This is a genomic window from Alicyclobacillus sp. CIJ1, assembly GCF_057538885.1.
Window position 1 is genome coordinate 123,541 of the sequence record NZ_BAAJPH010000102.1, and the last position, 12,593, is coordinate 136,133.

Here is a 12,593-nt window from a genome sequence, read left to right on the forward strand (position 1 = left end):
ACTATGTTAGCCGCCCCCGTCGCATTCGTCAACCAAAGGCGCGAAAGTTGGGCAGAGAGGGATGACGTTCATCGCGTCGCGATGTCGGGCCGCAGTTGCACAGCTTCGCCCAAGTACACGTGGACCAGTTCATCTTGTCGCTTGTCGGTGTTCAGATGCACCAACACGCGAATGCTCCGAGGCAACGAGCCCGGCACGTTGATCTCCGTGGCGCACATCAAGGGCACCCATTGCCAGCCCGGAAGTTGCCGAACAGCAAACGCCGGAAATGCCGCGTTCAGATCGGGCGTCATGGTCAGAATCACGCTCGCCACGTCGTCCACGTCGATGTCGTTGGCGCGGACAATTTCCTCCATCAGCTCGCGAGTCGCCCTCAGGATCTCGTCTCGATCGTTGCGGGCCACCGTCGTGGCTCCGCGCAGTCCTCGCACCTTCATGGACGGTGTCCCTCCCTTACCTCTTCGTAGGCCTGTCTCACCTCGTCGGGCTGAACCTTACAGATCTCCACCCGGCCGATGGCGGTAGGCAGCGCGAACGTCCACCCCTCATGCGTGTGCTTTTTGTCGACCGCCATCAGGCGGAGCACGGCCTCCACGTCCGCGTAAGGCGGACGAACGGGCAAATGGTGCCGTTCGAGCACCGTCTTGATCCGCGCGGCATCGGCGAGAGACAGAAGTCCGCGCTGCACAGCGATGACGGCTTCGACCACGAGTCCGATGGCCACGGCCTCCCCGTGGCCCAAGGTATACCCCGAATACTGCTCGACCGCGTGCCCCACGGTGTGACCGACGTTGAGCACCTGCCTGAGCCCAGTCTCTCGCTCGTCCCGGTTCACGACGTCCACCTTGACGCGCATGGCTCGCGCAAGGGTATCCGCAAACGCAGCCGGATCGCCAAGACCCGTCAAGGGATTCGCTTCAAGCTGGCCAAATAAGGCGGCGTCTGCGATGATGGCGTGTTTGATGACCTCCGCCATTCCGTTGCTCCACTGCCGCGCATCGAGGGTGCACAGCGCCTCGGTGTCAAACAACACCGCCCGTGGGGGATAAAACGCGCCGACGAGGTTCTTGCCTTCCTCGAGATTGACCCCCACTTTGCCACCGATGGCGCTGTCGTGCGCGAGCAATGTGGTGGGGACTTGCACATAGGGAACGCCGCGCAAATACGTCGCCGCCACGAACCCGGCCAGATCGCCTACCACGCCGCCACCCACGGCCAGGATGACGTCCCCTCGGCGAACGCCGCGCCGAATGAGGCCCCGGTACAGTTCGACCGCAGTGGCGAGATTCTTGTGCGCATCGCCAGCGGGAAACGCGAGCACAAAGAGCTCGCGCCCCACCTCCCGCACTGCGCCGGCGACTTCGTCGACAAACGGCGTCCGTTGCACGATCTCGTCCGTGATGAGCGCCAACTTCCGGCCGGCAAGCCCCAATTCCTCCAGCAGCCCGGGCAAGAAGCGCCTGGCGCCCGCGTCGACGAGAACGGGGTAGGCGCCCTGAGAACTTTGCACCTCCAGCCGGATCATCGTTGGCTCACCCGCGCCTGGTACGCACGAAAGGCATCCTCAATCTGCTCGAGCGAGTCTCCGCCGAACTTCTCCAGGAACGCCTCCGCGATGACCCAGGCGACCACGTTTTCCCCGACGACCGAGGCGGCCGGGAGTGCGCAGATGTCGGAGCGCTCAATAGCCGCGGGTTCCGGCTCCTTGGTCTTCATGTTCACGCTCGGAAGCGGATTGTACAGCGTGCTGATGGGCTTCATGGCGGCCCGGATGACGATGTCTTCCCCGTTGGTGACGCCGCCCTCGAGTCCGCCCGCGCCATTGTGCGAGCGGATGTAACGCGTGCCGTCGTACAAAATGGGATCGTGGACCTTCGAGCCCATGCGCCGGGCCGCTTCAAATCCGAGCCCAATTTCCACACCTTTGATGGCCTGGATGCTCATCAGGGCTCCGGCGAGCCTCCCATCCAGCTTGCGATCCGGCTGCGCGTAGCTGCCGAGCCCAATGGGACAGCCGCGCACAATCACCTCGAAGATGCCGCCCACCGTGTCTCCGGCCGCCTTGGCCTCGTCGATGCGCGCCATCATGCGTTCGGCCGCCGCCTCGTCCGCGCACCGCACGGGAGAGGCATTCGCGCGCGCCTCGAGCTCCTCGAGCGTGTCCGGAAATTGGGACGCCTTGACATCGCACAACTCGACGACGTGCGCCGCGATACGGATGCCAAAGTGCTCCAAGAGTTGTCGCACGAGCGCGCCAGCCGCCACGAGCGTTGCCGTGTTGCGCGCACTCGCGCGCTCGAGGACGTTGCGGATGTCCTCGTGATCGTACTTGATGGCCCCGGCGAGATCGGCGTGCCCTGGCCGCGGCCGGTACACTTCCTTCAGATCTTCCGGCTTGTCGCCAAACGGCGCCATCTTCGCCGACCAATTCTTGAAGTCTCGATTCTGGACGACGAGCGTGATAGGCGTGCCGAGCGTCTTCCCGAAGCGAATCCCGCTCGTCACTTGCACCTCGTCCGACTCGATCTGCTGGCGGTAGCCGCGGCCATAGCCCTGCTGCCTCCGTCGCAATTGTTCGTCAATTTTCTCTTTGCGGATGGTCACGTTGCTCGGAAAGCCGTCAATCACCACGGTCAAGGCCGGACCATGCGATTCTCCTGCCGACAAGTAACGCAACAAAGGCTGCCCCTCCACTTCCTGCTCTCTCCCATAAGCGTTCGTCTCTGCGAATTACCGGTAGTATAACATACTCGAGGCGGGCCACGCGCCCGCCCCTCGCATCAGCCCAAGAGAGTCTCCGCCGTCGCCACGGCGAGATCCACCAGACGCTTCGCGTCCGACACGTCCGCCGTCGCGGCGAAAGCGCCCGCGCGACGCACGGGATACCCGAGCCCGATGGCCATACAACCCGTCTTTGCCAGTTGAATCGCGCCCGTGTCGCTCCATGCATCGCGCGACACCTCGTGTTGAAGCGCCAGGTGTAATCCATCCGCCGCTCTTTCCACGGCGCGCTTGCCCTCGAGCGGCACCACGGTCGCGCGATCCATTACCTTCAGAACGGGTCCCTTGCCCAACGATACGGCCGGGTCATCTTGCCACACGTCGTCTGCTGTCACGCCGTCTATCACGAGTGCGTACTGGGGCTCGAGCTGAAAGGCCGCAGCCTGCGCGGCCCTGGCCCCAACCGCGTTCTGCGCCGTGAACGCGATACTTACGTTCAACCCTCTTGCGGCGAGCTTGCGAAACACCTCCGCGGCAACAGCGCACCCCAGGCGGTTGTCGACGGCGCGCCCCGTCACCATGTCATCTCCCCACGTCACATGCGGAACGTGTACCGCACCGGCTGTTCCAATGGGCGCCATGCGCTCGGCCTCTTCGCGCGATTGCGCCCCGACGTCGACGACCAGAGCGTCAAAGTCGAGATCGCCCTTTGCCGACGGATCTGCGTGGACGAGCCCCTCCGTGCCATTGGTGAAACGGACCAACCGTCCGACGCACTCGCGCGCCTGCACGTCTCCGACGGAGACCACGTGAAGATAACCGCGGTCGTCGATGTCCATGACCATGATGCCTGGCTCGTCGACGTGCGCGGCCAGCATGAGGTGAGGCCCCTCGCCCCGCTTTCGCGCCATCCCGTTGCCAAGCGCGTCCACCCAGGTCTCGTCCGCCGCGTCTCGGACGTGATCCAAGAGCGCCTGGACCACGGCCGCCTCACTCCCGCTCGGCGCAACGAAGTCCATCAACCGCATCACCCAGTCCCTCATGGCCGAAATCCTCCCTTTGCGATCTCGTCGAGTACCGCGACCACGAGATCGATGGCATGCATCACATCGTCGAGCGACACCACCTGCGTCGGAGCGTGGATGTACCGCACGGGCACCGAGATGGCCCCGCCCAGCACCCCTTTGCCGACGCGGTGAATGGCGCCAAAATCGTTGGTTCCGCCCTTGACTCGGCGCCACTGCACCGGAATGTTGCGCGCCTTCGCCGTCTCCCAGAGGAATTCGGCGAAGCGCCGATTTGCCACGGTCTGCCCGTCCTGCACCGTGATGGCCGGGCCCTTGCCCACCACCGTCGACTGACCGTGCGCGGGCGTGCCGACGACGTCGTGGGCCACGGTGCCTTCGAGCGCGATGGCGATGTCGGGCTGAATCTGATACGCCGCCGCGTGCGCGCCACGCAGGCCAATCTCCTCCTGCACGGTGAACGCGCCAAACACCGGCAGAGCGCCCTTCCACCGGCGCAATGCTTCGAGCAGGATGTAACAGCCGACGCGATCGTCAAACGACTTCGCCTTCGCCATCCGGTGCGGAAGCTCCTCGTATGTTGTGGCGAACACGACCGGATCGCCTGGTTTCACGTGGCGCCTGGCGTCGTCCGCGTCGCGGGCGCCGATGTCGATGTACAGCTTCTCCATGGGGATGGGCTTCTCGCGTTCGCTCGGCTGCTGCAAGTGAACCGGTTTGGCGCCGATCACGCCGGGAATACGACGCTCGCCAACGAGCACTGGCTTGGACACGAGCACCCGGGGATCCACGCCGCCAAGCGGTCGAAACCGAAGCAGCCCGCCGTCTTCTCGGCCTTCGCCGATGTGGGTCACCATGAGGCCCACCTCGTCCATGTGCGCGTCGAGCATCACGCGCGGCCCGGGATGGTGTTCTCCCGTGGACGCGATGACATTCCCCAGGACGTCCGTGCGCACCGACAGCCCCATCGCGTCGAGCTCGCGGCGCACCACGCCGCGCACCTCGTCTTCAAACCCCGTCGGGCCAAAGGCCTCCGTGAGTTCCTTCAGTAACATGTCAACTCCTCCACCTGCAGAGCGTCCACCTCGGCCACATAGTGGGCAAGAAGTCGCGCGCACTGCCATATGTCGTCGTAGGCGACGGTTTCGACCGACGTGTGCATGTACCGTATCGGCGGACCAATGAGCGCTGCCGCGAGGCCGGGGCCGGCGATTTGAAATGCGTTGGCGTCCGCGCCCACTGGCCTCTGCGACAGCTCGATTTGATACGGGATCCGATGCCGTTCGGCGCAGTCCACGAGCCGCCGAAACACGCGCCGATGGAGGTTGGGGCCAAAGGAGATGGCGACGCCGCCCTCGAGCGGAAATGACTCATCGGGCGCCTGCCCAGGAAACGCCCCGAAAGTCACGTCGACGGCGATGGCAATGTCCGGCGCGAGTCCAAATCCGGCTGTTCTGGCCCCTCGCAAGCCGACTTCCTCCTGCACCGTGAACACGGCGTAGAGATCCGCGTGGTGCACCATGCCTTTCAGCAAGGCGAGCGCCTCGAGCAGAACCGCCGCGCTTGCCCGGTTGTCGACCGATTTGCCCGCGATCCGGCCGTTCAGGAGATCGACGGGCGCGCGGCGAAGTGTGACGCGATCGCCCACGCGGACGCGAGCGCGAACTTCCTCCTCGGGGAGGGCGAGATCGATGTACAGATCTTCGAGTTTCGCGGCTTTCGACCGCTCGGAAGGCGGCGTGAGGTGCGGCGGTTTGGCCCCAATGACGCCCCAGACCTGGCCGCTTTGGGTGTGAACCAAGACCTCTTGCCCGACGAGCGCTCGCGGATCAAATCCCCCCGCCTGCGCGACGCGGAGAAATCCGCCCGATTCGATGCGGGTGACGACGAGCGCGATTTCATCGATGTGCGCAGACACGAGCACCCGCGGCCGCTTGCCTTCACCCGCACCCGGGATGAGGCCGACGAGGTTGCCGAGCGGGTCGGTCCACATCTCCGTCGCATATTCCGATAGATGAGGGAGAATGAGGTTGCGCACGTCCTCCTCGAAGCCTGGCCCGCCGTGCGCTTCGAGCAGCTGCTTGAACACGCTCATGTACTTGGACAAAGGTGACACCTCCTCATGCCGCACGCCATTCCGTTCAGGCGTCCATGGGGCCGTAGATGGGATCGCCCGGCGGCTCCACATCCTGTGCCTTGTCGCACCACGCTTCGATGTCATCTCGGCCGGCCACGGTTTGCCAGAGTTCGCGCATATCGTCGGCGACACGCGCGCGAACCTTGCACATCACGCGGTCTTCGACGCGCGGCCACGACAGCGCGTAGGCGTGAAGTGCCTGGCGGCCAAATGCCTTTTCGTAAAACGAAGCTTGCCCCAGCGGATCGCGCCGGTTGGCGAGCGCGTACGTGTAGTCGCGATCGCCCACAAGGGGCATGCCGTGATAGGCCATCTGGGCCCGGATCTGATGGGTCCGGCCAGTCTCGAGGACGAGTGCCACCAGCGCGAGCGGCCCAGCCTGCACCAGCGGGAGAACGTGGGTGACCGCGCGATCCCCCCGTTCGGGGGGCACGACGATGCGCCGCGACGGGCGGTGCGGGTTCGGCGCCAAGCCGTCCACAAACGTGATCCACCGCCCGGTTTCACAGCCCTCGGGTGCGTAGACGATGGCTACGTAGCGCCTGTCGACGAGCCCTTGGCGAAGGGCGCGATCCAACTGATGGTGCGCGTGCGCGTGTTTGGCGATGAGAACTGCACCCGACGTGTACTTGTCCAGCCGGTGGACGGCGTGTGGCACGCCGCCGCTATCGCGAAGGTAGTGTGCGGCAGCAGCTAGAAGCGATCCGCGGCGCTCGTGCGGAGACGGATGCGTCAACATACCCGCAGGCTTGTTGACGACGATCACGTCATCGTCTTCGTAACAGATCTCGAGCGGGATATCCTCGGGCTCGACCGCGACCTCCTCCTCCGGCCGTTCCCAGGTGACGCGATCGCCGTCCTGCACAATGACCGACAGGTAGACCGGTTCTCCGTTCACATAAAATCCACCCGCCTGAATGATGCGCCGGAGCATCCTGCGGGACATGCCGAGCCGCCCGCTCAGCACGGACGACAAGCGCCGACCCGCGAGGTCGCTTGGCACCACGTATTCCTCCAACAACCGTTCCCACCCCCTACACGTCACAGGCCGAGGTGGCGCACAGAGAAGTACAGGTACGCCACGCCGATGGCGACGAGACCGCCGAGTACCGCTGCATACAGCAACTTATCCAGGGTGCGCATGCCAACTCACCTCATTTTAACTTTCTCGGCGCGACCTTGCCCTATGCGGCGTTTGCGCCGTATGCGAACGGGCCATAACAAAGATGGGCTCGTTCGCCCGAAAAAGAGGTGCTTTCAGCATGTCCAACGTCCCTTACACCTACCGAGTGGTTGGCCGCGAAGCCGCGGTTTGGCATACGTCGCCCTGCGCTCACGGGTGCGATTATATCATTCAAATCCTTGGACCGGACCACGATGTACAGATGGAATTCTGCCCGCTTGATGCGGAGCAACTCGCCGGGCTGTTGCTCGAAGCCGTCGAATGGAGTCATCGGTCCGACTAGCTTGTCATACTTGTCCCCTCGAGCGCGTACATCTCTCCATAAAACAGGCCGCGAGGCTGTGTCAAAGGGGAGATGCGAATGTTTGGCCGCCGTTGGCAAGCCCTCATGGCCGGAGCCCTCGCGTTTGTCGCTGCCGTCGGACTCTGGACGGGCGACCGAGCGAACCGGGCGCCGGAAACCGTGGCCCCCGTCGTCGACGCCCGCACAGCGCCCGAGCGCTCCTCGAGCCTCTCGCTCTTGCCGCGAGTGGAATGGACGGCAAACCGCGCGCCTTCGGCGGAGCCGTCCCACACGGGCGCGCTCGACGTCCACCTCGTGCACCGTCCGATGAGTGCCCCGATGGTTCAGGTGGAGATGCGGCACGCGGAGATGCGCCACGCATCCGCCGTCCACCTTCGCGGTGCGAGCGCGGTGGCGAAGAAGCCCGTTCGAACGACGCTCCTGCGCGTCCACGCAGGGGAGTGCCTGTGGAGCATTGCCGAAACCCATCACACGACCGTGGCGGAATTGATGCGCGATAACCACCTTCACTCCACAGTTCTTCGAGTGGGACAGGTATTGCGTCTGCCCGCGGGCGTTCACCGCCCGTTCGCGTTGCCGAAGTCGCCGAAAGCGAGTTCCTCGCCTCTCGTGCCGAGCCTGACCTACACGGTCCAACCGGGGGACTCGCTTTGGGAGATCTCGAACATCTTTGGCGTCTCGATTTCCGCCATCTGCAGCGCGAATCACCTGACCCAAACGGCCATCTATCCCGGCCAACGGCTCGTCATCGAGCCTTCCAGCGCCTTCGGCGGATCGCAGGCACAAAGCGTGCTGTTGCGCGAAGCACCGTCTTGGCTGATCCCTATCTACAAGGCGGCCGGCGCCAAGTACGACATTCCCTGGACTGTGCTCGCCGCCATCCACAAAGTCGAGACGGATTTCAGCACGGACGGCGACATCGAATCGTACGCCGGCGCCATCGGACCTATGCAGTTCATGCCATCGACCTTTGCCATCTTCGGGGTCCCTGCCCCAGGCCATAAAGTTGCGAACATCCACAACGTCGAGGACGCCATCTACTCGGCCGCGAACATGCTGCACCGGGAAGGATTCAGTTCAGATCCGTACTACGCCATCTGGACGTACAATCACTCGGCGAGCTACGTCGAGGACGTCCTGCACTTGGCAGTCACCTGACGGCGGAGATGGCCCCGCGCAAAATCTGCTTGAGCGCGCGCTCCATCGCCAGTGGCACGTCGTTGGGCGTTCTCGCGATGGCGAACGCGTGCCCGTACAGGTAACGCACGGCGTCGACGAGGGCCGCATCCACATCGCTCGCCACGACGAGGTGCACGACCTTGATACCCCGAGCGCGGACCTCTGCCACCGCGCGCCGCGTGTCCTCGTAGCCTCCCTCGTATCCCTCGGCAGCCGGCCTCGCATCGCTCACCAAAACCAACCATTTCGACGCCTCCGCAAACCGCGCCAGGCGCGCTGCGACGTGCCGTATCGCCGCGCCATCCCGATTGTCCAGTTCCGGTCGAAGCGCCCAAACCGCGGCGAGCGCGCCGGGATCGCGCGACTTTTCAAACGGAACGACGTCCCAGATGACCGTCTCCAGGCGCGAAGCGCCCATCGGAGCATCGTCTTCCCAATAGGCCGAGACGCCAAACGACGCGCCCAGTGCGCGCAACACATCCCCGAGCATCACAACGGCTTCTTTGCACGCGGGCAGGTACAGTTCCATGGAGCCCGAGACGTCGATGAGGATCTGCACGGCTGCGTCGTGCGCCAGAGGCCGCTCTTTTCTCGCCAGCACGCGCGGATACGGCTCGAACGCCACGCGCTCCACGTGCTTCAGCGTGCGCCCATGGCGCGACAACCCGCCTCCCCAAGCTCGGCGGCGCTCAAGATATTTCGCGAGGAGGCTGTGAAGCCGACGTCGATCCCGCGCCTGCGCGCGGCGCACGGACCGAAGCCAGTCTTGAGCCTCAGGCGTCGGGGGAACGTAGCCGCGTTCTCGGATGGCGTAGTCCGCATCCAGCCCCTGTTCGGCGCGAGGCGCCTCGTCGACCTCCAGTCGTCCCTCGTGTTCCCCGCGAGTGTGGCTGCGCCGCGGCGGGCCTGACAGGCGAGCGAATGCCGTTCGTCCCACCTGCGCGACGTCATCGTCACCAAGCCGCCCCGCTCGAGCGGTCGGCGCCGCGCGGGAGCCCGTTTTCGCCGGTCCCTGGAGCAAGGCTCCGCGTTCCTCGTCCCGGGGTCGCGTCCAGATCTCCACGCGCGGATTCGACGCGCCTTCGGCGGGCTCACTGTGGCGAAGCGCATGGCGTGATCGCGAGGGCGTAGGAAAGCCCTCCAGATCTGCCGTGTCGCGGGAGGCTCCCGGGGCGAGATCCAACCAGATCTCGGCCAAATCTTCCACGCTCCGCCGCGCCATCGTCTCGCTTAGGCGATCCGCGGCCCACGCGGCAGCGAGAAGGGTGTCGCCTGAGAGCGCACTGCGCACGCTCTTCGAGCGCCCGAGAAGTTCCGCCAACAGTTCCAAGTAGACGCACTCGGCGATGTCGATCCGGCCACCGTCTCGAGATCTCCATGCGGCCTGCCTTCGGACGCGGCTGCGATGAAAGGCCATTCGCTTGGCGAAGAGCCTTGCGACGCGTGGCCGCTCTCGAGAAAGCCAGAACATCAGGCGCGCGTCCTCGACGGTCATAAGCCATTGCCAAGCAAGCTTCGGGGCTTGGCATCTCTCCGACTCGCGGCGCGCGCCGAACAGGGCCGCCACATCGGTCAGCCGAGCGCTACCTCCAGCGCGCAGGTACACCTCGGCGCGCTCAAGCGCCCGCCGTTCCGCCCCACTTGCGGTCCGGTACGCATCGGGCAACTCAATGACACCTGTCGCGAGGTTGATGCTTGAGAGGCGGCCATACCTGCAACAAAGGCGGGCGTCGCGCGACAGAGCGCGAGCGAGGCCGGTGTACAGCGAGAGCGAAGGCTCGTCCTCGTATGGACTCGTAAAACGAAACATCCGCCCGCCTCCCTATGCGCCGCCAAAATAGCTCGACGCGAGTTCCATGACCAGATCCTGTTCCCGCGGATCGCTGAGTTTGCCGGCGATGGCATAGCGAATCGCCCGCAGGGGCGGCATCTGTGTCGAGAGGTCGCACGCGTCCAAAAGAGCGCGAATGGACGCGGCTTCGACAGGGAGTTCCCCGACTTCGCTTGCCCGGACCAGATCGGCCGACAGGCGAACGAACCGTTCGACGTGATCTCGGCTCGATAGCGCGGTGGCCTCGCGAATCAATTCTGCCAGCACGTCGCCCTGGACGTAGGGCACGTCGAATACGACGAAACGGTTCAGCAGGGCTTCGTTGAGGGGCGAGGTGCCGGCGTACCCCTCGTTGATGGCCGCAATCACGCAGAAGTTCGGGTGGGCTTCCACCAGTTCGGCAGTCAGCGGATTGGTCAGTTGACGGCGGTGGTCGAGTGCACCGTGCAAAACGGGCAGGACCTCGGGCCGAGCGACGTTGAGCTCGTCGATGTACAGCATACGGCCGAGCCGCATCGCCCGAATGACGGGGCCTTCGACGTATTCAACGACGGTTCTGCCTTCGGCAATCCCGAGCGTCCGATAGCCAAGAAGGGCCTCTAAGTCGAGATCGACCGAGCAGTTCACAGACTCCATCTCGAGGCCGAGCCTTTCCGCAAGCGCCTCGGCGAGGCGCGTTTTGCCGCTCCCCGTAGCACCGCGCAGCAACAGGTGCTTGCCGAGCCGAAGCGCGGCTTCCGCGTCGTCCACCAGGTGGGGGCTATTCGCAAGAAAGCGCGGCGAACCCCGGCTGGTGAGCCGCGCCTCCCGGCCGCTGTCGATGTCCATGCGTCCCTCACTCCTTTCTGAATCCGGGCACGTGTCCTTAGCGCGGGGATCTCACGTGGCGTACGATATGCCAGAACCGCGAAGAGGAGGTGGCTGATATGTACGGCGTGTTTGGTAGCTACACGCAGTGGGCCGTCGTGTTTCTGATCATCTTCGTGCTGTTCTTCCTGTTGGTGCCCGCGTACGGCGCCCCCGCAACCTGCTGAGCATGCGGAAAGGCCGCCCCGCCGGGCGGCCCGTTTTCCGTGGCGCGACGAGCGCATGAAATGCGCCCCAGCGAGCAAGATTAAGTGCGCAACGTGAAACCGAGGTGCGCTGGGGGCTACGACATGGTATTCATTGCATGGTTCATCGTGGCATTCGTCGCTGCCGTTCTCATCGTGTACTTTGCGAAACCGCGCCGGCGCGAGTGAATTCAACCTTCCTCGATCCGGCAGAGTACATCGTCCATGCGGACGTGATCGCCCTCTTTGGCGACAATCTCCTTCAACACCCCGCTCACTTCCGCGGGCACTTCGACGGTCACCTTGTCCGTCGTCACCTCAAGCAACGGCTCGTCCTTCTCGACGCGGTCGCCCTCCGCCTTCAGCCAGGACGTGACGACCGCCTTCGTGACGCTGTCCCCCAGTTGGGGCAGGCGTACCTCCACCATGTGAACCCTCCTTCAATCCGCCCGAAGTTCAATGGGCTCGCGCCATATGGCCTGCGCCTGAGACGGCGAAAGCTGGCCGTCGTCCACCATGTTCTCCAGCACCACCTGTTGACGAGATCGCGCAAGGGCGTAATGGGTCAACGGGTCGTATGCGGAGGGGGCGTTCGGCAGTCCGGCCACGAGCGTGAGCTCTCCCGCGTTACAATCCCACGGCGGCTTGCCAAAATACGTCTCACAGGCATTATACAGCCCGTACGCGCCGTGGCCAAAGTACACGACATTGGTGTACAGCGTGAAGACCTCTTGCTTGGACATGGTGTCGTACAGGCCGATGGCGTACCACGCCTGCAGCAGCTTCCGCCGAAGCGTTTTTTGCTTGCCCAGAAGCGTGTTGTCGACCAATTGTTGCGTTAACGTCGACCCGCCTTCCACGTAGCCGTCGCGCTCCACATCCACCACGACGCTTCGCACAATCCCAATGGGATCGATGCCGGGATCGGACCAGAATCGACGGTCCTCGGTGGCGATCACGGCCTGGCGAAACACGGCGGGGATTTGGCCGTACCGGATGGGATGCACATGCTTGTCGAGCATGCGCACGGCCGCCGCCTGCCTCACGCGCGTGGCGATAGGATTCAACGTGTGAAAGTATACGTCCTGCCCGACCCAGAAGGCCACCAGGCCGAGAAGCGCCCGCATCCACCCGCGCTTGAAACCGCGTCTCAATCGCTCA

General features: G+C 64.4%; 13 protein-coding genes. 2 read left to right on the forward strand and 11 right to left on the reverse strand.

Annotated features, from left to right (window positions below; genetic code table 11):
* Positions 1 to 68: 68 nt before the first annotated feature.
* From aroH to AC27E8_RS07400, 7 genes are all read right to left on the reverse strand, one after another.
* Complete coding sequence (gene aroH / locus AC27E8_RS07370; RefSeq protein WP_008341010.1) at positions 69 to 437, reverse strand: chorismate mutase; 369 nt, start codon at positions 435 to 437, stop codon at positions 69 to 71.
* The gene (gene aroB, locus AC27E8_RS07375) at positions 434 to 1,525 is read right to left on the reverse strand and encodes a 3-dehydroquinate synthase (RefSeq protein ID WP_487098680.1); all 1,092 of its coding nucleotides are present in this window, start codon (positions 1,523 to 1,525) and stop codon (positions 434 to 436) included. The genes aroH and aroB overlap by 4 nt, the downstream gene beginning before the upstream one ends.
* Entirely contained in the window at positions 1,522 to 2,679 is a 1,158-nt protein-coding gene (gene aroC / locus AC27E8_RS07380) for a chorismate synthase (RefSeq protein ID WP_487098679.1), read from the reverse strand. Before aroC ends, aroB begins: the two co-directional genes overlap by 4 nt.
* Positions 2,680 to 2,780: 101 nt before the next feature.
* Positions 2,781 to 3,764, reverse strand: a complete 984-nt coding sequence (locus AC27E8_RS07385; protein ID WP_487098678.1) for a zinc-binding metallopeptidase family protein — start codon at positions 3,762 to 3,764, stop codon at positions 2,781 to 2,783.
* Positions 3,761 to 4,801, reverse strand: coding sequence for a M42 family metallopeptidase (locus tag AC27E8_RS07390; RefSeq protein ID WP_487098677.1), 1,041 nt, complete (start codon positions 4,799 to 4,801; stop codon positions 3,761 to 3,763). Before AC27E8_RS07390 ends, AC27E8_RS07385 begins: the two co-directional genes overlap by 4 nt.
* On the reverse strand, positions 4,792 to 5,853 hold the full coding sequence (locus AC27E8_RS07395) for a M42 family metallopeptidase (RefSeq protein WP_487111412.1): 1,062 nt from the start codon (positions 5,851 to 5,853) through the stop codon (positions 4,792 to 4,794). The genes AC27E8_RS07390 and AC27E8_RS07395 overlap by 10 nt, the downstream gene beginning before the upstream one ends.
* A 34-nt stretch (positions 5,854 to 5,887) precedes the next feature.
* Entirely contained in the window at positions 5,888 to 6,904 is a 1,017-nt protein-coding gene (locus tag AC27E8_RS07400) for an RluA family pseudouridine synthase (protein WP_487098675.1), read from the reverse strand.
* A gap of 241 nt (positions 6,905 to 7,145) precedes the next feature.
* On the opposite strand from AC27E8_RS07400, the gene AC27E8_RS07405 reads away from it, so the two are divergent.
* The gene (locus AC27E8_RS07405) at positions 7,146 to 7,349 is read left to right on the forward strand and encodes a hypothetical protein (RefSeq protein ID WP_041695167.1); all 204 of its coding nucleotides are present in this window, start codon (positions 7,146 to 7,148) and stop codon (positions 7,347 to 7,349) included.
* 78 nt (positions 7,350 to 7,427) lie between these two features.
* Entirely contained in the window at positions 7,428 to 8,528 is a 1,101-nt protein-coding gene (locus AC27E8_RS07410; RefSeq protein ID WP_487098674.1) for a LysM peptidoglycan-binding domain-containing protein, read from the forward strand.
* Here AC27E8_RS07410 and AC27E8_RS07415 read toward each other — a convergent pair.
* The 4 genes from AC27E8_RS07415 to AC27E8_RS07430 form a co-directional block, all read right to left on the reverse strand.
* A complete protein-coding gene (locus tag AC27E8_RS07415; RefSeq protein WP_487098673.1) occupies positions 8,521 to 10,359 on the reverse strand; it encodes a vWA domain-containing protein in 1,839 nt (612 codons plus the stop codon). The genes AC27E8_RS07410 and AC27E8_RS07415 overlap by 8 nt on opposite strands.
* Positions 10,360 to 10,371: 12 nt before the next feature.
* Positions 10,372 to 11,208 (reverse strand): AAA family ATPase, encoded by an 837-nt coding sequence (locus tag AC27E8_RS07420; protein WP_487098672.1) that lies wholly within the window; start codon positions 11,206 to 11,208, stop codon positions 10,372 to 10,374.
* A 415-nt stretch (positions 11,209 to 11,623) separates the two neighbouring features.
* Complete coding sequence (locus AC27E8_RS07425) at positions 11,624 to 11,860, reverse strand: biotin/lipoyl-containing protein (RefSeq protein WP_014464380.1); 237 nt, start codon at positions 11,858 to 11,860, stop codon at positions 11,624 to 11,626.
* A 12-nt stretch (positions 11,861 to 11,872) separates the two neighbouring features.
* Positions 11,873 to 12,586, reverse strand: coding sequence for a biosynthetic peptidoglycan transglycosylase (locus AC27E8_RS07430; RefSeq protein ID WP_237700063.1), 714 nt, complete (start codon positions 12,584 to 12,586; stop codon positions 11,873 to 11,875).
* Between the last annotated feature and the right edge of the window lie 7 nt (positions 12,587 to 12,593).

Coding starts and splice junctions, on each gene's coding strand:
- aroH (WP_008341010.1), bottom strand. CDS start 437: ATGAAGGTGCGAGGACTGCGCGGAGCCACGACGGTGGCCCGCAACGAT.
- aroB (WP_487098680.1), bottom strand. CDS start 1,525: ATGATCCGGCTGGAGGTGCAAAGTTCTCAGGGCGCCTACCCCGTTCTC.
- AC27E8_RS07385 (WP_487098678.1), bottom strand. CDS start 3,764: ATGAGGGACTGGGTGATGCGGTTGATGGACTTCGTTGCGCCGAGCGGG.
- AC27E8_RS07390 (WP_487098677.1), bottom strand. CDS start 4,801: ATGTTACTGAAGGAACTCACGGAGGCCTTTGGCCCGACGGGGTTTGAA.
- AC27E8_RS07405 (WP_041695167.1), top strand. CDS start 7,146: ATGTCCAACGTCCCTTACACCTACCGAGTGGTTGGCCGCGAAGCCGCG.
- AC27E8_RS07410 (WP_487098674.1), top strand. CDS start 7,428: ATGTTTGGCCGCCGTTGGCAAGCCCTCATGGCCGGAGCCCTCGCGTTT.
- AC27E8_RS07415 (WP_487098673.1), bottom strand. CDS start 10,359: ATGTTTCGTTTTACGAGTCCATACGAGGACGAGCCTTCGCTCTCGCTG.
- AC27E8_RS07420 (WP_487098672.1), bottom strand. CDS start 11,208: ATGGACATCGACAGCGGCCGGGAGGCGCGGCTCACCAGCCGGGGTTCG.
- AC27E8_RS07425 (WP_014464380.1), bottom strand. CDS start 11,860: ATGGTGGAGGTACGCCTGCCCCAACTGGGGGACAGCGTCACGAAGGCG.